Source organism: Streptomyces sp. NPDC001222, assembly GCF_042896945.1.
Classification (GTDB): Bacteria; Actinomycetota; Actinomycetes; order Streptomycetales; family Streptomycetaceae; genus Streptomyces; species Streptomyces gibsoniae.
The window spans coordinates 174,540-192,403 of sequence record NZ_JBIAXT010000009.1 but is presented as its reverse complement, the minus strand read 5'-3'; the positions used below and the strand labels follow the sequence as shown (position 1 = coordinate 192,403).

Sequence of the window (17,864 nt, the reverse complement as noted above, 5' to 3'; positions counted from 1 at the left end):
TCACAAGGAGGCAACCATGTCCCTCACCGCGCCACAGCCCGGCACGGTCACCACTGCGATTCCCGCTCGACTCGATCGCCTGCCCTGGTCGCGCTGGCACTGGACGATCGTGATCGGACTCGGCACGGTATGGATCCTCGACGGCCTGGAGGTCACGGTCGTCGGCAACATCGCCAGCCGGCTGTCGGAGCCCGGCAGCGGACTGGCGATCAGCTCCGGCCAGATCACCGGCATGGCGGCGGCGCTGTATGTGGCGGGCGCCTGCGTCGGCGCCCTGTTCTGGGGCCGCCTCACCGACCGCTACGGCCGCAAGCAGCTGTTCATGATCACCCTCGCGGTCTATCTCGCGGCCACCGCCCTGACGGCGGTCTCCTTCCAGCCCTGGTGGTTCTTCGTCTTCCGCTTTCTCACCGGTTTCGGCATCGGCGGTGAGTACGCGGCCATCAACTCCGCGATCGACGAGCTGATCCCGGCGTACTACCGCGGCCGCGTCGACCTGATCATCAACGGCAGCTTCTGGGTGGGCGCGGTCGGCGGCTCGCTGCTGTCGATCGTCGCGCTGAACACGAGCATCCTGGCCAAGGACGTGGGCTGGCGGCTGACGTTCGCGCTGGGCGTCGTCCTCGGCCTGGTCATACTCCTGGTGCGGCGGCACGTGCCCGAGAGCCCGCGCTGGCTGCTGATCCACGGCAGGGAGCAGGAGGCGGAACAGGTGGTGTCCGCCATCGAACGGCAGGTCGAGGCGGAGAAGGGCGAGCCGCTGCCCCCGCCCGGGAGCGAGCTCACCATCCACCAGCGCAAGAGCATCAGCTTCCTCGACATCGCCCGCACGGTCTTCTCCCGGTACCGCAAGCGCGCCGCCCTCGGCTTCTCCCTCTTCATCGGCCAGGCGTTCCTCTACAACGCCATCACCTTCGGCTTCGGCGCGATCCTCACCAAGTTCTTCCACGTTCCGGCCGATCACACCGGCTACTACTTCGCCGTCATCGCGATCGGCAACTTCTTCGGCCCGCTGCTGCTCGGCAAGCTCTTCGACACGGTCGGCCGCCGGGTGATGATCTCCTCGACGTATCTGCTGTCCGGGCTGCTCCTCTTCGTGACGGCCTGGCTGTTCGGCCGGGGTTCGCTGACCGCGGGCACCCTGACGGCCTGCTGGTGCGTGGTGCTCTTCTTCGCCTCGGCGGGCGCCTCCAGCGCCTATCTGACGGTCTCCGAGGTGTTCCCGATGGAGACCCGGGCCATGTCCATCGCCTTCTTCTACGCCATCGGCACCGCGACCGGCGGCATCAGCGGCCCCCTGCTGTTCGCGGACCTCACCAACACCGGCAAGGTCGGCGACACCGTCCTCGCCTTCCAGATCGGAGCGGGCCTGATGTGCGCGGCGGGCCTGGTCGCGGCCCTGCTCGCGGTACGCGCGGAACGCCGCTCGCTGGAGGACATCGCCCTGCCGCTGACGGCGGTGCCCCAAACGGCGAGCGCCAAGGCGACCCCGTAGGCGCCCGTACGAGGGGAACGGCCCCCGGAGTCCGGGGACGCCGAGGCGGATGAGTACGGGTACCTGAGTACCCGTACTCTGTCGGCTCCGTCGCGGCGCCGGAATCCTCGTACGCATGACCGAGAAGCTGCTCCGCCCCATGCGAACGCGCCGCCTGTCCGTGCGCTGGCTGATCCGCCTGCTCGGTACGGCCCTCGCCGCCGTGGCGTATCTGCTCTGCCTGCCGTGGGACCTGCGCAACCGGCCCACGACCCCGGGCGCCACCGAGGAGACGACCCCCGTGACAGCGGTCGGCGTCGCTCTTCTCGGGCTCGCCCTGCTGCTCCTCGCCGCCTACTTCGGCCATTGGGACCGGCTCGGCTGGGCGGTGCTGCTGGTAGCGGCACCCCCGGCCGCCCTGATGCAGGTCTCCTTCCGCACCCACCCGGAACTCGACGCCTCGGCCTGGCCGCTGGCCTGGGGGTTCTTCACCCTGCTGATCGCCGCCGGGGTACTGACTGCGGCCTCGGTGGCGCGGGCCCTGAGGGGTGAGTGGGCCAGGGAGGACCTGACTCTCGGCGACCCGCTGTGAAGCCCGGTGCTGTGGCCGGGAAGGTTTGCCGGACCTCGCGAGCCGGTGAACCTTTCCGGTCGCAGCGCTAGGCTCCCGTGGTGGACCCGGGGCGCACGATCATCAACACGGTGACGACGGCCCACAGCAGGTTGAAGATCCCGGTCGCCATGGCGAGCCGCACGGTGGCCCGCTCGCCGACGGTCCCCGCGTCGACGCCTTCGAGGATCGCCTCCTGCCTGGGCAGCACCAGCGCGGCGAGGACGACCGCGGCGAGCACGGTGAGCACGATCGACGTGCTCAGCCAGGCGCTGCCCAGCACGCCCATGTTCTGCGCGGTGGCGAACCCGAACACCGGGACGACGACGCCGACGACGGCGTAGCTCCGGCATATGCGGTGGAGCAGCCCGAGGTGGTGCCGGGCCTCGCCGGGCTCGGCGAGTGCCTTGCGCGCGGTGGGCGGGAACAGACTCGCGGCGACGGTGACGGGCCCGATGGCGACGATCGCGGCGAGGACATGGACGGCGAGAAGGAACTTGGTCACGGACCGAGGCTAGGGGCCGGTCCGATCTCCAGACCAGTGGCGAAACTGTCACCCCTCAACAGATTCCGGCCACGACCCGGATGACCGTACGGATGGCTGCCGACCTGCGCACATTCCCCGACCCGCTTCCACACCCGTCTTGGCACGAACCGGTCGTACCCCTACTCTCTCGCCATGCACACCGTGGCGGTCCTGGCCCTCGACCAGGTGATCCCCTTCGACCTCTCGGCCCCGATCGAGGTCTTCTCGCGCACCCGGCTGCCCGACGGCCGCTCCGCGTACCGGGTGCGGATCTGCGCACCGCAGGAGGAGGTCGACGCGGGGGCGTTCCGGATCCGGGCCCCGTACGGGCTGGAGGCACTGGCGGAGGCCGACACGATCATCCTGCCGGGCACGGCGACCCCGACCCTGCCGCTGCCGCCGGACGTCAAGGAGGCCCTGTGCGCGGCCGCGGCCAACGGCACCCGAATCGCCTCCGTGTGCGCGGGCGCGTTCGTGCTCGCGGCCACGGGCCTGCTGGACGGGCGGCGGGCGACCACGCACTGGGTCGCGGCGCCCCTGCTCGCCGAGTGCCATCCCGAGGTGACGGTCGACCCGGATGTGCTCTACGTCGACGAGGGCCAGTTCCTCACCTCGGCGGGCGCGGCCGCTGCGCTCGACCTGTGCCTGCACATGATCCGCAAGGATCATGGCTCGGCGGTCGCGGCGGACGCGGCCCGGCTGTCGGTGATGCCGCTCGAACGGGAGGGCGGCCAAGCCCAGTTCATCGTCCACGCCCGGCCGCCGGCCCCCGTCGGGAACACCCTGGAGCCGCTGCTGCGCTGGCTGGAGGACAACGCCGACCGGGACCTCACCCTGGACGACATCGCGGCCCACGCGGGCATGAGCGCCCGCACCCTGAACCGCCGCTTCCGCGAACAGGCCGGCACCACGCCCCTGCAGTGGCTGCACCGGGCCCGCATCCGGCACGCGCAGTACCTCCTGGAGACCACGTCGTACCCGGTCGAACGCATCGCGACCCAGGCGGGCTTCGGCTCCCCGACAGCCTTCCGGGACCGCTTCAAACGCGTGGTGGGCACCAGCCCGTACGCCTACCGGAAGGCCTTCCAGGGCGCAGGGGGCCCGGGCGACGCCCGCCCGAGGGCGGGCACCGGGGGCGAGGCGGCCTGAGGGGCGGCCGGTTGCGTGAACGCCCGCCGGTGTACTGAGCACTGGCGGGCGTCCTGAGGAGATCGGAGGTCAGCCGCGCCGGTCCGCCACGGCCCACGACGCCAGGGCCACGGCACCCGCCACGCCGAACACGGCCGGCCAGGCGCCCACCTTCTTGGCCAGGGGGTGCGACCCGGCGAACGCGGCGACATATGCGGCGGTCAGCGCACCGGCCGCCGGGCCCCCGGCCTGCTGCCGCCACCGCTGTGCGGCCGTGGCCCCCGCGACGGCCAGCACGGCCCCGCCGAGCTGGCGCTTCTTGCTCCAGCGGGCGACTCCGTACCCGCCGACGAGCCCACTCGCGGCCACCAGGGCCGTAGGAACCTTTGCCATCGCTGCTGCCGCCTTCCGCTGGTACGACTCCGAGCCGGGCCGGCGGCCATGTCCCCGACCGCGCATCCCGGCCCGACGAGGCTAACTCCGCATGTTGATCAACCACGTCGCCGGGGTGCCCGGCCGAGCCGCGCCGCCCCGTACACAGACGTGACGGGTCCACTGGAGGCGTGGCGCAGGTCACACCCTCTCCCCCGCCCTGGCTGTCACATCGTGTCGTCTCGTTCCGTCAGTGCTGTGTAACGGTCACCACGGCCAGGAAACAAGGAGATCACCATGGAAGCTCGTCTCAACTTCTTCGGTAACGGCGTCGGCGCCAAGTTCCTCCGGCACATCAACTCGGCGGGGAAGGTCATCTCCGACTCGACCCTGCCGGCGGCGACCCAGGAGCTGGTGAAGATCCGCGCCAGCCAGATCAACGGCTGCGGCTTCTGCACCGACATGCACACCAAGGACGCCGTGGCCGCGGGGGAGACCCACCAGCGCCTTCACCTGGTCGCCGCCTGGAGGGAGGCCACGGTCTTCACGGACGCCGAGCGCGCCGCCCTGGAACTGGCCGAGCAAGGCACCCGTGTCGCCGACGCGGCGGGCGGCGTCCCCGACGAGGTCTGGGCGAACGCCGCCAAGTACTACGACGAGGACCAGCTCGCCGCGCTGGTCGGAATCATCGCCCTGATCAACGCGTACAACCGCATCAACGTGCTCGTCCAGCAGCCCGCGGGCGACTACCAGCCGGGCCAGTTCGGCTGAGGACGCCTCAGGGCCCGGAGGCCGCACAGGGTGCCGAGGTGCCGCCCTCGAGCGGCACCGCCTCCGGGCCTTGTCAGGCGGGCGTGGCCTCGAGCCTTCTGGTGACGGTGGCGGTTGGCTGTAGCTGTGCAAGCGGCGCTGATGAACCGGTGCTTCGGGGTCAGTTCAGGGCTTTGCCCACCTCGTAGATGGTGGGCCTGTCCTCGGGAGCGTGGCTGAGCATGGCGTCGATCAGTTCGGAGATCCGGCCGCCAGCCGTTCAGAACAGCCTGTACGACATCGCAGCCGAGTTGGCACGCCTCACCGGCTGGACGTACTTCGACGCCCGCCAGTACAACCAGGCTCGTGTGTACTTCACCGAGGCGTTGGAACTGGCCAAGGAGATCGACGACCGGCAGTTCATGGCCAACGTCCTCGCCTGCATGAGCTTGCAGGCCACCTACCAGGACAAGCCCGCGGATTCCCTGGCACTCGTGACTGCGGCCCAGGATCAAGCTCGTTCGGCCCGCGCTACCACCCCGCGCGTCCTGTCGATGCTGTCCATGCGCGAAGCCTTCGCCCATGCCGCTCTCGGAAGCCGGGACGCCACTCACCGGGCCATCACGGAAGCGCACGCCCACTTCGGGCAGATCAGGGCCAGCGACCCGGACCCGTCATGGGTGATCTACTTCGATGAGCCGAAGCTCATCGTGGACACGGGCATTGCCCACGGCCGACTGGGCGAAGCAGCGACCGCCGAACCTCTGATCGCGGATGCCTTACGGCGGGAGGAGCGCACCAACCATCGAGGCCGCGCATTTCACTCGTTCTGGCTGGCGCGGACACAGTTGGACCAAGGCAAGCTTGATCAGGCGTGCCACACGGCCACGCAAGCTCTTGAGCCTGCGTCGGTAGTGGCTTCCGAGCGAGTGTCCGGCCACCTCAGGGAGTTCTACGACCAGTTGGAACCGCACAGGCGGGAGCCCGTAGCCCTGGCTTTCGAGGCGCGGCTACGGGAACTCCTCCCCCCGGTCAGCGGATCGCTTCATCCATGAGCAGGTAGAGCAAGCCGACGAGTGAGCCACTGCTTACGATCTCGCGGCGGTCGATCATGCTCCGTACCTCCGAGAGGGGGATCCACTCGATGCGGTCGGACTCGTTCTTCTCCGTGGGCGGCCCGGAGTAGGTCGCGCCGTCCACACGGAAGACGTGGTGCTGTGAGTCGGTGATTCCGTTGGCCGGCTCGGCGTAGATCAGGGGCTTGATGGGGCCCGGGCGCCAGCCCGTTTCCTCAAGGACTTCGCGGGCCGCCGCCTCTTCTGGGGTCTCGCCCTCCTCGACCAGGCCCATGGGTAGCTCCCAGGCCCACGAGTCCGTGATGAAGCGGTGCCGCCACATCATCAGGACCTCTTGGCGGTCATTCACCACGGCGGCAACGGCCAGGTGCCGGAGGCGAACGACGTGGTACTCCCACCTGCGCCCGTCAGGCTGCTGGACGTCGACCAGACACAGATTCAACCACTTGTTGGTGTAGATCTGTCGCTCACCGTGGGTCTTCCACTCCATACCTGTGGCCCCTCTCGATCGGTCTCCAGGATCTCAGACCGGCCGGGAGGCCGACATGCGTTCCCTCCGTTTCGCGTCATCCTGACGAGATGGGGCATTGGCGAGGACAGGGTATGAACACCGTGTCATCGGCAGATTGCCTCCGCGCTCGCTCGGGAACTTTTCGAGTGATGTCGTCATCTGGCGGCGATGGCCGAGTACGTCCACACATCGGCGGGAAGCTCGTGCTGGAGATCCCAGGTGATCGCCATCGGCTTGCTGCCGGTGTGCGACTTGTAGGTGGCCGGCCCTAGGAGCATCCAGGGTTCGGACTTGCCGATGCTGTTGTTCTTGTAACGACGCAGGAAGAGCAGAACGTGGCTGCCCTCGTGTGCGTGCCGCCGATAACGCAAGCCCGTCGGGGAGTTCTCCGGTGTCGTGCCCTGTGACTCCCAGTGGAACCGGGTCGGGGTGAGCGCGTAGTCCTTGTAGCGGACGCTGGGTGAGAAGTCCCGCTCGTTCTTCTCCTGGGTGATGAGAAGAGCGTCGGTCTTGATTTCCTCGACCCAGGTCACTCCCTGGCTGAAGACGCCGGGCATCTGGCCGCCCAGACGCGCCACTCCGAGGGCCGCCAGGATCTCGGAGCGGTTGTAAGCGCTGTGGATCTTAAGCGGGAGGTGACTGAGGCCCCCCTCCAGCGAGATGGGGAAGTGGTCGGTCCGGTCGAGGACATACGACAGCACCTGCCGCAGCTCATCGCGCAACACGCACTGGCCGCGCAGCGACTCAAGGCCTTCGCGGTAGCTGGAGAAGCCGCCTGCCTTGTCCCACAGGTTGAAGAACAGCATGCGGGCGTACACCTGGTCGGCGGGCGAGAGCGCATCGTAATCAGGGGCGTCGTCCGCGAGGAGGCGTAGATATGCGTGGGCCCGCTCGGGGTCGTCCACATGGAGGAAGGCATGGACGCGCTTGAGGAGTTCCTCTTCGCCCGGCGCCTCGGCTTCCTTGACGAGCCCAGCTCTGCGCAGGACTGCGGTCCAGGAGTTCTTGTTCTTGTAGAGCTCCTTGATCTCCCGCCTGCTCTCGTGCAGGTACGCAGCCAGCTGGGGCGTGCTGTAGTCCCTGACCTCCTTCGCCAGGGTGTTGATCGTGGCGTTGAGCTGTGTACGGATGTTGTTCAGGACGAGGTCTTTGGACTTGCCTTCCAGGAGGATCTGGCAGCCAGAGGGCAGGTGGGGGAAGTCGCGCTCGATGCTGTCGACTAGGCGGTTGCGAGAAAGGTTGGTCAGCGCCCGGAACTGCTCCTCGAAGCGGAACTCCGCCCGATGCTGGCCAATGAAGTCCAGTACGGTCAGGACCGGCTTGTACGGCGTTCGGCGCAGCCCGCGTCCCAGTTGCTGGAGGAAGACGGTCGCGCTGTTCGTGGGGCGCAGGAGCAGCAGGGTGTCGACATCCGGGATGTCCAGCCCCTCGTTGAACAGGTCGACGGTGAAGATCACCTGGATCCGACCGGTCTTGAGGTCGTTCAGCGTGCGTTCGCGCTCGGCGGCAGTCGAGTCGCTATCGAGCGCTGCTGCCTGGAATCCCACCTCGCGGAAGCGTTCCGCCATGAAGTGGGCGTGCTTCTTGCTCACGCAGAAGCCCAAGGCGCGCATCGCGGCCGGGTTGGAGATCTTGTCCCTGACTTGCTTGATGACGATGAGAGCCCGGGCGTGGCTCGCCGTGTAGAGGTTGGCGAGTTCATCTCGGTCGTAGGAACCCGCTCGCCAGTTGAGCTGGGAGAGGTCAGTTCCGTCTGGGACAGCGAAGTAGTGGAAAGGGCTCAGCAGATCGTTTTCGAGGGCTTCCCAGAGTCGCATCTCGGCGGCGGTTCTGCCTCCGAAGAACTCGTCCTGCACATTGCGCCCGTCCATGCGCTCCGGCGTCGCGGTGAGGCCGAGCAACTCGGTCGGTGCGAAGTGCTCAAGGACGCGGCGATAGGTGCTGGCCGTGGCGTGGTGGAACTCGTCGATGACGATGATGTCGAAGTGGCCCGGATCAAACTTTTCCAGCCGCTGGAGGTTGAGGGATTGGACGCTGGCGAAGACATGCGTCCACTCGCGGGGCTCCTGCCCGTTGTAGAGCAGCTCACCAAAGGAGGCGTCGCCGAGCACCTCCTGGTATGTGCGCAGGGACTGCTTGAGGATTTCCTTGCGGTGTGCGACGAAGAGCAGCCGGGGGAGCTCCCCGCCACGACGGTCACGCAGATTGCGATAGTCCAGGGCCGCCATGACGGTCTTGCCGGTGCCGGTCGCGGCGACGAGGAGGTTCTCGTGATGGCCGCGGATCTCACGCTCGACTCGTAGACGCTCCAGCATGTCCCGCTGATGCGGGAAGGGCTGCACTTCGAGCCCCGAGATGTTGATCTTTAGCTCGTTGCCGGATCCCTTGCCGCCCGCCTGGGCCAACGCGTCAGCGAGCCGATCCCCGTCGTTGTCGGGGTCGTACGATTCAAAGGCAGGGTCGTCCCAATACGCGTCGAATGTCGCCTCGAACTTATCGATGACTCTGGGGGTGGCGACGGACGACAGTCGTACGTTCCACTCCAAACCGTCGAGCAGTGCGGCCTTCGACAGGTTGGAGCTGCCTACGTAAGCGGTATCGAAGCCGGTTTTACGGCGGAACAGCCATGCTTTCGCGTGGAGGCGCGTCGATCGGATCTCGTAGTTGATCTTTACCTCGGCGTTGAATTCCCGGACCAGGCGGTCCAACGCATACCGATCAGTGGCGCCGATGTAGGTGGTTGTGATGACGCGGATCGGGACGTTTCGCTCTTTCGCCGCGCGCAGTGCGTCCTCAAGCACCCGTATGCCGTGCCACTTCACGAACGCGCACAGCAGGTCGATGCGGTCTGCCGTGGCGAGCTCGGCGCGCAATTCGGCACCCAGATTGGGGTCGTCCGGCGCGTTGGTGATCAACGCCGTTTCCGACAGAGGCGTCAAAGGGCGGATCGCGTAGACGCCGGGCGCTTCCTGCTCGGCGAGAGCGAGTAGTTGCCGTGGGCCGTCGACGATGGAGTCGAGGGGGTTCGCGTCCAGATCGGGTGCATTGGCAGTCAGCGCCCGCATGATCCGGTTGGCAGCGGCCACCTGATCCTTGTGCGGCATCTGACTCAGCCGGTGGCCCACAACCGCGCCGATATGCCTGGCCAGCACATGAGGGGTCGACTCTTCGCTGACCTCGGCGTCGATGGCCTTCCAGCCCGCCGCTTCGAGCCCCTCTATGCGATGGCGTAGGTCTTCCGTGAGCAGCTGCTCATAGACACCCGCGATGGGTTGTGTCATGTCCCCCGACTCCATCACGACTGCTCCTTCGATCCCTCGTGGGCCCTCGAACGCAACCCTTCGCGCCCTGCGGATCTGTTCTAACAGCAGTCACTGACAATCGAATGCCATGTGATGGAAGTTTGTTATTTTCTGACAGTCGATGGGGCGCCGCCCTCGCGGTGGCGTCGAGGCTTACGCCTCAACGCCGTGGCACCCCTCATAAATCCGCTCCGACCCGCACCAGCACGAGCCCCCCTGCTCCGGCGGCCAAGCAACAGCCCGCCCCCGGGCCGCCAGTGTCGTTGCGTACTGGGGGAGCAGGGTCGTGTCCGCCGGGGTGGTGCCCTCCGAGGCTGCGAAGGCCTCGTAGGACGGGACCGTGCCGGTCACGATGCCCAGGTTCGGGGTACCCGAGGCGGACAGTTCCCTCAGGGAGCGCTCTATCGTCGCCTGGTGGTCCGGGTGGGAGGTGTACTCGGTGGCGAGCGACGGGTACGCCGACACCAGTTCCTGGAGTTCGGGGGCCGGCCAGTGCAGGACCGCGACCGGGAACGGGCGGGACAGGGCCTCCCGGTATGCGCCCAGCTCCGCCCGCAGGCGGCCGATCTCGGCCTGGAGCTCCGCCGGGTTGTCCGAGCCCAGGGACCAGATGCGCTTCGGGTCGTGGAGCTCGTCCAGGGACACCGGGGAGGAGTGGAGGGTGTCGGCCAGCGTGTCCCAGTCGTCATGGGGCGCGCCCAGCATGCGGCGGACCCGGTGGCGGCCGTAGAGGAGCGGGTGCGTGGACTGCGGGGGCTCCGCGGTGTCCCCGAGCAGGAGCCGCAGCCCCTGGGTGAACGTCGCCTCCGCCGACTCCAGCTCGTCGTGCGACTCGAGCGACTCCGCGACGATCAGCCAGGGCGCCGGGTGACGGGTGGTGGACGCGCGGATTCCGTCGATGATCGCCCGGGCCTCCGCCTCGTGGTCGTACTCCCACAGGTTCGACGCCTTCAGGGCGCGGACCAGGTGGGGGTTCTCCAGGGGGTCGGAGGACGACAGCAGGCGGTCGTACAGCGCGGTGGCGCCGGGGCGGTCACCGGCCAGTTCCCGGTGGGCCGCGGCCTGCAGCAGCAGGTGTTCCGCGTCCTCGGGGTACAGGCCGGCAGCCCGCTCCAGGCGTGCTGCTTCGGCGTTGTGGTCGACGTTCTCGGCAGGCGTGTCGGGGCGCATGGGGGACACCGTACTGCCGACGACCGACAAACGAGAGAGATTCCCAGGCCAGGGGTCGTTAAGGGTTTCCCGTACGGTGTCGGGGGAGACCCCCGTGTGAGAGGGCGGCCCGTGTGCGGGTGAAGGGGCCGGCGGGACGGGCGGCTGGGACGGCCTCGGCAGCCGGGTTCACGCCACCACCCCGTCCACCTGCAGCGTCTGCACCGCCCCCGCCGCGATTGTTGTTCGGGACCTCGAACGTCGGGGTGAGTGCGGGACAGGACGTTTTCGTCGCCCGGTCGGGAACCTCATGTCTTGCTCAGAACCTCCGGCGGGCTCGTCGCCCGGCAGTACCGTGCCCGGGACTCAGAACGCAGGGGGAACCGGTCATGATCTCTACGAGTAAGGCCGCTGCGCGCCCGCGGGCCCGGCTCGCCGCGGGCGCCGTGACGGCGGCGCTGCTTGGGCTCGTCTCGTGCACGGCATCCGAGGGCCATGGGGCCGCAGCGTCCGGCGCGGCTTCGCCGGGTGCGTCCCGGGCGGCTGCCCGGTCCGCCGAACAGAGGCTCAGCGAGAAGCGGTTCGAGGAGAAGAGGCTCGGTGAGCAGGCTGAGGCCGTGCTCGGCGGGTTCGGTGGCGGGGGGATGGTCGAGGCCGGGACGGAGCGTGTCGCCGACGGCATCCACACCGAGCCCTTGCTCGGCCGGGGCAGGGCCTACCGGCTCGACCTGGTCTGCATCGGGCGGGGCCGGGCGCGGGTGGTGTTCACGCGGGCCGGCACCGTTACGGCGGCAGGTGTGCCGTGCGACCGGTCGGTGGTGCGGCGGCGAATCACGTCGCACGGGCGCCTCCGTATCGACGTCGAGGGCGTCAAGGGCTCGACCGGGGTCGTCGCCTGGGTCGTCAGGGAGGTCGGACGTGCCTCGTAGGGCTGGTGTGCCGCGTCGTTCTCCACTGGGGCTCGGCCTTGCGTGTGCGGCGATGTCGCTCTCGCTCGTCGCCTGCACGCACGGCCACTCGGACGCGGGAGGGGGGCCGGCGCCGAGCGAGAACGGGAAGGGCGCCACGTCGACGGGGGTGTCCACGCGTCCGTCCGAGAGCGATGAGGCGACGGGGACGGCAGGCATCGGACGGTCCGTGCTCGCGGTGCCGCAGTTGGGCGGTGGGGACACCGTCGTGGGCCGCCGGGCGCCGGGCGGCGGCAGCGCGAGCATCGAGTTCGGCAAGGGCCGGAAGGGGGACGCGCTCGTCGTCGCCGTGGCGTGCGAGGGGCGGGGGAGTGTCCGTGTCGCGGTGCGATCCATAGGCGCCTCGTTCCCTTTGGAGTGCCAGGCCGGCCGGGTCAGCTCCGTCTGCAACGAGATGGCGCTGACGGGAGCGGACCGTGGCGGCACGGTGTCCGTCGAGGCGTCCTCGGCCGTGCGTTGGTCCCTGACGGTCGGCCGGAGCCGGAGTGCACCCACGCCGGAGGTCGCGATCGGGACCGACGGCGGGGGCGAGTGAACGCCGGGGAGGTCTGAGCCGGTGGGGGGCGGCGGCTACGGTTCGTGGTGGAGCCGTGGTGGCGTCGTGGTCCGGGCCGGCCGGTGCGAGGGGCGCGTCGCCATGGCGGGGAGCCGGCAGCGGCCGGCGGTGATCGCGGGCCAGACGGTGCGCCAGCCACCTCCGAGCCGGGGTCTCCACCCGGTCCGTCAGCACCAGGCCCGCTGCCACGAGTCCGGTCAGGAAGACCAGACCGCCCCAGGGGGCGAGGACTTCCAGCCCTGTCCGGTGAACTGCAGGGCCGCCGCGTACACCAGGGCCCCCAGCGGCCGGTGCAGCACGTACACGCAGTAGGACGCCTTGCCCAGCGCGTCGCAGCAGCGCCCGACGCCGGTCGAGGGCTCGCTCTTGGCGCCGAGCAGGACGACGAGCGGGAACACCAGCAGGACGCACAGGAACGGGGCGACCAGGCCGGGGCGGAACAAGGCCAGGGCCGGCAGCGCGCCCATGAGCAGCAGCGGCGGGACGCCCGGGGCGCGCAGTCTGTCCCGCGACCGGTGGACCAGCAGTCCGGCGCCGGAAGGAGAAGCACACCCGAGCCGGCCCGCCGGGAAAGGTCGACCAGGTCAGGCCGACCGCCGCGGTTCCCCAGTGGAAGAGGACGAGAGAATAGAGGACACCGCACTGAGTTCCCATGGGCAGGATCCCGTGCGCGGAAATTGAATACCGGTGCCAAAGTCTGGAATATCGGAGCCACCAGGTCGTTGAACTGTAACTGTTTTCCGGCGGAGTGGTCACAGGAACCTGTCCGGGCTGGTCAGGCCCCCGGGTGATCAAGAAGAGTGATGCTCACGACGGGGAAATACCTCGTCACGACGCACGAAACGGATTCCCATGAAGGCCACGACTGCCCGCCGCGCCATGCCCGTTCTCGCCCTGACCCTGGCCGGGATGGCACTGACAGCGTGCGGCCCGGGGACCGACGGCGCCTCCTCCAGCGGCTCTTCGGCTTCTTCTTCGGCAGCGGCCGGCTCCGACACCTCTTCGACGGCCGGACCCACCGCCGCCGGCGACACGTCCTCCTCCACGACGGCCGGCCGCTCCGGCGGCCAGGGATCCGGCAGGAGCGGCGGCACGGACGGCGGCCCGCAGGCGTGCACCGCCGCGCACCTGAAGGCCTCGGCGGAGAACGTCGACAGCGGCGCCGGCACCACGCACTTCCAGCTGCTCTTCCAGAACACCGGCAGCAGCCCGTGCACGCTCTCCGGCTTCCCGGGAGTGTCCTTCCGCGGTCGCGACGGAGCCCAGATCGGCAACGCCGCCGCCCGTGACAACAGCACCTCTGTCACGACGGTGACCCTGCTTCCGAACGGCCACGCCGCCTCGGATGTCACGGCGCCCAACGGGCAGAGCGGCTTCTCCGCCGACGAATGCCGCCTCAAGGACGTCTCCTTCGTCGGCGTCTTCGCGCCCGGCTCGAAGGACCTGATCGACGTGCCGTGGAAGACGCAGGAGTGCAGCGGCACGAGCATCAACGCCCTCAAGGTCGGCCCGGTCCACTCGGTGCGCTGACCCCGGCCCGAGGCGCCACCTGGTCGTGGGCCAGTGGCTCGCCGTCGGCCACGGACTTCGAGGTGACCGGGAAGGTCCTGGTCGGCGGCATGAAGTCGTAGGGGCCGTAGGGTTTGACCACGATGACAATCCTTCGGAACACCGAATTGAGTCAACGGGTTCGTGTCACGCAGTCCCTGCCGTGAACCGGGACATTCGACGCGATCTTCGACATGACCCGTTCACTGTACTGCCCGCCCGGATTTCCGCACTTCGAGACCGACCTTCGTCGAGCGGATTCGAATAACCGGATGGCGTGCATTTTCCATGAGGTGGCGCGCGTATTCATGACGCGTCCGGTTTTCTTTGAGATGACCGGCAATCACCAGGCGGCGTCGTCCCCGTTGTGGACACGATGAGCCCGAAGAGAGATGTCTACGGCGAGGGGAGCGCGTTCGGCGATCGAACGCGCTCCCCTCGCTCCTTTGCGGTCCCTTTCGGGCCCTTCTCAGGCGGTCCGCTCAGGCGGTCCGCTCAGGCGGTCCGCTCCCGCAGGGCCAGGACGCCGGCCGCGCCCACCAGGGCCAGGACCGCCGAGACGATCAGGGCGATGTTCGCGCCGTGTGCCGGGGTGCCGCCGGAGGTGACCAGGGCGATGGTGAGGGCCACGCCCGCGCAGGAGCCGATGTAGCGGAACGTCTGCTGGGCGCCCGAGCCCATCGCCGCCCGCGCGGTGGGCACCGATTCCACGGCGACCAGCGGAAGCGCGGCGTTGAGCAGGCCGCTGCCCACGCCGCCGATCACCAGGCCGGGCAGCATGCGCAGCCACGAGTGGGCGCCGATCGCGCCGAGCATGGTCACGATGGCGACGGCGTGCAGGGCGAAGCCGATGGCCAGTTGGTGGCGGGACGAGACGCGGCCGGCCAGGCGCTTCGCCTGAAGGGCGACCAGGAAGGACAGTCCGGACCAGATCAGGAACAGCCAGGCCGTCTGCATCGGCGAGAAGCCGAGCGTCCGCTGGATCAGGGCCGGCAGGAAGCTGAACAGGCCGATCACCGCGATGCCGGTGAAGAGTCCGGCCGCCGCGGAGCCGAGGAAGCGCGGGCGGCGCAGCAGGTCGAGGTCGATCATCGGGGTGCGGGTGCGGTGCTCGATCAGGGCGAAGGCCAGGACCAGGACCACGGCCGCCGCGAACAGCAGGAGCACCGGTGCCCTCAGCCAGCCGTCCCGGCCGAGGGTCAGTGCGGCGACCAGGGAGACGAGGGCGAGGCTGAAGACGCCGGCCCCCACGAGGTCCGGGCGGCCGTCCCGGGGTGCGCGGGACTCCGACAGGCCGCGTGACGACAGGGCCGCGACCACGAGCATCGCGGCGCCGAGGACGGCGTAGGCGGTCCGCCAGGTGGGCATCGCCCCGGCGACCAGGGGGCCGACCGCGATGCCGCCGCTGACGAACGCGCCCCACACACCGGTCGCGTGCAGCCGGCCACGCGCGCTCGGATAGGCCTGTACGAGCAGGCCGAGGCTGCTGGCGAGGATGGCGGCGCTGGCCGCGCCCTGGGCGATGCGGGCCAGGGTGAACAGCCAGGTCGAGGTGGTGAGGGCGCCGAGCACGGTGGTGACGCCGAGAGCGACGGTGCCGGCCACGAAGATCCGGCGGCGGCCGTAGTCGTCGGCAAGGCTGCCGGCCACCAGGAGCAGTGCGGCCAGGCCCAGCGGGGTGCCGTTGAGCAGCCAGGCCTGGGCGGAGATCGGGGTGTGCAGGGCGGCGACGGTGTCCGGGAGGGTGACCGACGGCGCGGTGTAGATCATCAGCGCCAGGGCGGTGGCCGCGCTGGTCAGGGCGAGGGTGAGGGTGGCCCGCGGGGTCTCCTGGGCCGCAGGGGCCGAGGTGGCGGCGGTGGCGGTGGCTGCGGTGCTTTCCAGCTGGGGCATGGCCTGCGCTTCCAGGTGAGGGCCGGTCGGATGCGGTCAGTTCGTTCATTGAACTTCTCGGGCCCGACCGTAGCAGCGCAGGTTCGGTCATTGAATCAAGTCTCGGCAAAGTCGGTTCGGTCATTGAACCAATGGATGGTGGGTGACTACAGTGGGGTCATGGCTCTCGGCAAGGACTACGCGACACAGGCGTGCTCGATCGCCCGGGCGCTGGAGATCGTGGGCGAGCGCTGGACGCTGCTCGTCGTGCGCGACGCGTTCTACGGCGTTCGCCGCTACAACGACTTCCTCGTCCACCTCGGCATCCCGCGGGCCGTCCTCGCGGCGCGGCTCCAGACCCTCACCACCGAAGGGGTCCTCGAGAAGCGCCGCTACCAGGAATCGCCGCCGAGGGACGAGTACGTCCTCACCGAGCGCGGTCTCGCCCTGTGGCCCACTCTCCGCGCGCTCGGCCTGTGGGGGCGCGACCACTACACCGAGGTCCGGCTGCTTCTCTTCCGGCACGCGACGTGCGGGACGGAACGGGAACTGGGTCCGTACGGCGAATGTCCCGACTGCGGAACCGTCGTACCCGTCCCGGACGTCGAAATGTTGCCGGGACCCGGAGCCGATCCGAACCCGGCCGATCCGATCAGCCGGGCGATGCTCAAGCCGAAGAGGTTGCTGGAGCCGATCGTGATGGAGTCCGTGTAGAGCGAGGCCGTGTGGAGGGGGAGGGTCGTCGGTGATCCGTAGCCGGGTGAACCTGTGCCCCGCCACCGTGCTGCTCGTTCTGCTCCTCGAGGTCGCGGTTCTCGACACCGGGAGCCTGCCCGCCACGGTCGCCTTCGCCTTCGCCGCGACCGCAGCGGCCGGTTCCGCGCTCGCCGTCTGCGCGCTGATCGCCGCCCGTAGCGTGCCCGCCGTGGCGCCGACGCGGGTGCGTACGGCCCTGCGCGACCGAGAGCATCGCACCGCCTTCCTGCCGCAACGGGACCCCGACGCCCCGGGCCGCAGCCGTCCCCGGGCACCGGGGTGGGCCCTTCCGGCGACCGCCGCGTAGGGCTCACACTTCTTCGTTCCTTCCTGCTCTCATGCGCTTCGTGCGCTCATCCGCAGACGTGTGACCCCGCGCGGGTCGTCATGCCGACACCTTTCTTTCTCCCGGCACGACGAGACCCCCGGAGGGCTCACCCATGTCCACGTTCATGTCCGTGTTCGCCGGCCTGGTCGAACGGCTCGCAGATCTGCTCCAGCCGCTCTTCCACGCCTCCGCGGCCGCCGCCGCGATCATCCTGTTCACCGCGTTCGTACGACTTCTCGTCCACCCTTTGTCCCGGGCCGCGGCGCGCGGTCAGCAGGCCCGCGCCAAGTTGCAACCGCAGCTCGCCGAGCTGCGCAGGAAGCATGCGAAGAACCCCGAGAGGCTTCAGCGGGCGGTGCTGGAACTGCATGAGCGGGAACGCGTGAGCCCGTTCTCGGGCCTGCTGCCGGGCCTCCTCCAACTGCCCGCCTTCTTCCTGCTCTACCACCTGTTCTCCACCACGAGCGGCGGCGAGGCGGGCGGACTGCTCACCCACACGCTGTTCACCGCGCCGCTCGGCGACCGCTGGACGGACGCGCTCGGCCACGGCGGACTCCTCGGGCCGGCCGGACTCGTCTACCTCGGTCTGTTCGCGTTCGTCGCGGTCGTCGCCGCCTTCAACGTCCGGCGTGCGAAGCGGACGATGGCCCTGAGCGCGGTACCGGCCGGTGCGGGCGAGCAGGTGCCGGGGCTCGGCACGGTCACCAAGGCCATGCCGTTCCTGTCCTTCTTCACCCTGGTCACGGTGGCGGTGGTGCCGCTGGCCGCCGCGCTGTACGTGGTGACCAGTACGACGTGGAGCGCGGTCGAGCGGGTGGTGCTGTACCGCTGAGCGCGGGCGGCGGCCGGGTGGGGCGGGCCGGGCCGGTCCTCGAACGGGTGTCGGTCCGGTCCTTGAACGGGGTATTGCGGACTGGACGCCGACCTTGGAGGATCGA

17 protein-coding genes and 2 pseudogenes are annotated in these 17,864 nt (G+C 69.3%); 11 read left to right on the top strand and 8 right to left on the bottom strand.

Annotated elements, in window-relative coordinates:
• Window positions 1–16 precede the first annotated feature (16 nt).
• Both ACFY2Z_RS15615 and ACFY2Z_RS15610 read left to right on the top strand, forming a co-directional pair.
• Entirely contained in the window at window positions 17–1,495 is a 1,479-nt protein-coding gene (locus ACFY2Z_RS15615) for an MFS transporter (RefSeq protein ID WP_390744704.1), read from the top strand.
• A gap of 115 nt (window positions 1,496–1,610) precedes the next feature.
• Complete coding sequence (locus tag ACFY2Z_RS15610) at window positions 1,611–2,066, top strand: hypothetical protein (RefSeq protein WP_390744703.1); 456 nt, start codon at window positions 1,611–1,613, stop codon at window positions 2,064–2,066.
• A 67-nt stretch (window positions 2,067–2,133) separates the two neighbouring features.
• Here the strand turns inward: ACFY2Z_RS15610 and ACFY2Z_RS15605 are convergent, their stop codons facing one another.
• Window positions 2,134–2,589 carry a hypothetical protein gene (locus tag ACFY2Z_RS15605; protein ID WP_390744702.1) on the bottom strand — a complete coding sequence of 152 codons (456 nt, stop codon included), beginning with the start codon at window positions 2,587–2,589 and terminating at the stop codon, window positions 2,134–2,136.
• Between the two features lie 174 nt (window positions 2,590–2,763).
• Here ACFY2Z_RS15605 and ACFY2Z_RS15600 point away from each other — a divergent pair, with 174 nt between their 5' ends.
• Entirely contained in the window at window positions 2,764–3,759 is a 996-nt protein-coding gene (locus tag ACFY2Z_RS15600) for a GlxA family transcriptional regulator (protein ID WP_390744701.1), read from the top strand.
• Window positions 3,760–3,828: 69 nt separating this feature from the next.
• Here ACFY2Z_RS15600 and ACFY2Z_RS15595 read toward each other — a convergent pair whose 3' ends face one another.
• Complete coding sequence (locus tag ACFY2Z_RS15595; protein ID WP_311692419.1) at window positions 3,829–4,131, bottom strand: hypothetical protein; 303 nt, start codon at window positions 4,129–4,131, stop codon at window positions 3,829–3,831.
• A 276-nt stretch (window positions 4,132–4,407) separates the two neighbouring features.
• Here ACFY2Z_RS15595 and ACFY2Z_RS15590 point away from each other — a divergent pair, with 276 nt between their 5' ends.
• Window positions 4,408–4,881, top strand: coding sequence for a carboxymuconolactone decarboxylase family protein (locus tag ACFY2Z_RS15590; protein ID WP_355904303.1), 474 nt, complete (start codon window positions 4,408–4,410; stop codon window positions 4,879–4,881).
• Window positions 4,882–5,041: 160 nt separating this feature from the next.
• Here the strand turns inward: ACFY2Z_RS15590 and ACFY2Z_RS15585 are convergent.
• A pseudogene (locus tag ACFY2Z_RS15585) lies at window positions 5,042–5,131 on the bottom strand (protein kinase family protein); the annotation flags it as partial.
• Between ACFY2Z_RS15585 and ACFY2Z_RS15580 the strand changes: the two are divergent.
• Window positions 5,121–5,915: pseudogene (locus ACFY2Z_RS15580) on the top strand (hypothetical protein); the annotation flags it as partial. The pseudogenes ACFY2Z_RS15585 and ACFY2Z_RS15580 sit on opposite strands and share 11 nt — an antisense overlap.
• On the opposite strand, the gene ACFY2Z_RS15575 reads toward ACFY2Z_RS15580, so the two are convergent.
• From ACFY2Z_RS15575 to ACFY2Z_RS15565, 3 genes are all read right to left on the bottom strand, one after another.
• Window positions 5,893–6,426, bottom strand: coding sequence for an NUDIX hydrolase (locus tag ACFY2Z_RS15575; RefSeq protein ID WP_390744700.1), 534 nt, complete (start codon window positions 6,424–6,426; stop codon window positions 5,893–5,895). The pseudogene ACFY2Z_RS15580 and the gene ACFY2Z_RS15575 overlap by 23 nt on opposite strands.
• Window positions 6,427–6,602: 176 nt before the next feature.
• The gene (locus ACFY2Z_RS15570) at window positions 6,603–9,728 is read right to left on the bottom strand and encodes a DUF3427 domain-containing protein (RefSeq protein ID WP_390744699.1); all 3,126 of its coding nucleotides are present in this window, start codon (window positions 9,726–9,728) and stop codon (window positions 6,603–6,605) included.
• A 174-nt stretch (window positions 9,729–9,902) separates the two neighbouring features.
• Window positions 9,903–10,919, bottom strand: coding sequence for a hypothetical protein (locus ACFY2Z_RS15565; RefSeq protein WP_390744698.1), 1,017 nt, complete (start codon window positions 10,917–10,919; stop codon window positions 9,903–9,905).
• 368 nt (window positions 10,920–11,287) lie between these two features.
• Here ACFY2Z_RS15565 and ACFY2Z_RS15560 point away from each other — a divergent pair, with 368 nt between their 5' ends.
• Entirely contained in the window at window positions 11,288–11,827 is a 540-nt protein-coding gene (locus tag ACFY2Z_RS15560; protein ID WP_390744697.1) for a hypothetical protein, read from the top strand.
• A gap of 52 nt (window positions 11,828–11,879) precedes the next feature.
• Window positions 11,880–12,401, top strand: coding sequence for a hypothetical protein (locus ACFY2Z_RS15555; RefSeq protein WP_390744696.1), 522 nt, complete (start codon window positions 11,880–11,882; stop codon window positions 12,399–12,401).
• Window positions 12,402–12,619: 218 nt separating this feature from the next.
• On the opposite strand, the gene ACFY2Z_RS15550 is transcribed toward ACFY2Z_RS15555, so the two are convergent.
• Window positions 12,620–12,889 (bottom strand): hypothetical protein, encoded by a 270-nt coding sequence (locus tag ACFY2Z_RS15550; protein ID WP_390744695.1) that lies wholly within the window; start codon window positions 12,887–12,889, stop codon window positions 12,620–12,622.
• Between the two features lie 385 nt (window positions 12,890–13,274).
• Between ACFY2Z_RS15550 and ACFY2Z_RS15545 the strand changes: the two genes are divergently transcribed.
• The gene (locus ACFY2Z_RS15545) at window positions 13,275–13,952 is read left to right on the top strand and encodes a DUF4232 domain-containing protein (protein ID WP_390744694.1); all 678 of its coding nucleotides are present in this window, start codon (window positions 13,275–13,277) and stop codon (window positions 13,950–13,952) included.
• 513 nt (window positions 13,953–14,465) lie between these two features.
• On the opposite strand, the gene ACFY2Z_RS15540 is transcribed toward ACFY2Z_RS15545, so the two are convergent.
• Entirely contained in the window at window positions 14,466–15,863 is a 1,398-nt protein-coding gene (locus tag ACFY2Z_RS15540) for an MFS transporter (protein ID WP_390744693.1), read from the bottom strand.
• A 159-nt stretch (window positions 15,864–16,022) separates the two neighbouring features.
• On the opposite strand from ACFY2Z_RS15540, the gene ACFY2Z_RS15535 reads away from it, so the two are divergent.
• From ACFY2Z_RS15535 to yidC, 3 genes are all read left to right on the top strand, one after another.
• Window positions 16,023–16,556, top strand: a complete 534-nt coding sequence (locus ACFY2Z_RS15535) for a winged helix-turn-helix transcriptional regulator (protein ID WP_390744692.1) — start codon at window positions 16,023–16,025, stop codon at window positions 16,554–16,556.
• A gap of 31 nt (window positions 16,557–16,587) precedes the next feature.
• Window positions 16,588–16,905, top strand: coding sequence for a DUF6412 domain-containing protein (locus ACFY2Z_RS15530; RefSeq protein ID WP_390744691.1), 318 nt, complete (start codon window positions 16,588–16,590; stop codon window positions 16,903–16,905).
• Between the two features lie 145 nt (window positions 16,906–17,050).
• A complete protein-coding gene (yidC, locus tag ACFY2Z_RS15525; RefSeq protein WP_390744749.1) occupies window positions 17,051–17,758 on the top strand; it encodes a membrane protein insertase YidC in 708 nt (235 codons plus the stop codon).
• Window positions 17,759–17,864 lie beyond the last annotated feature (106 nt).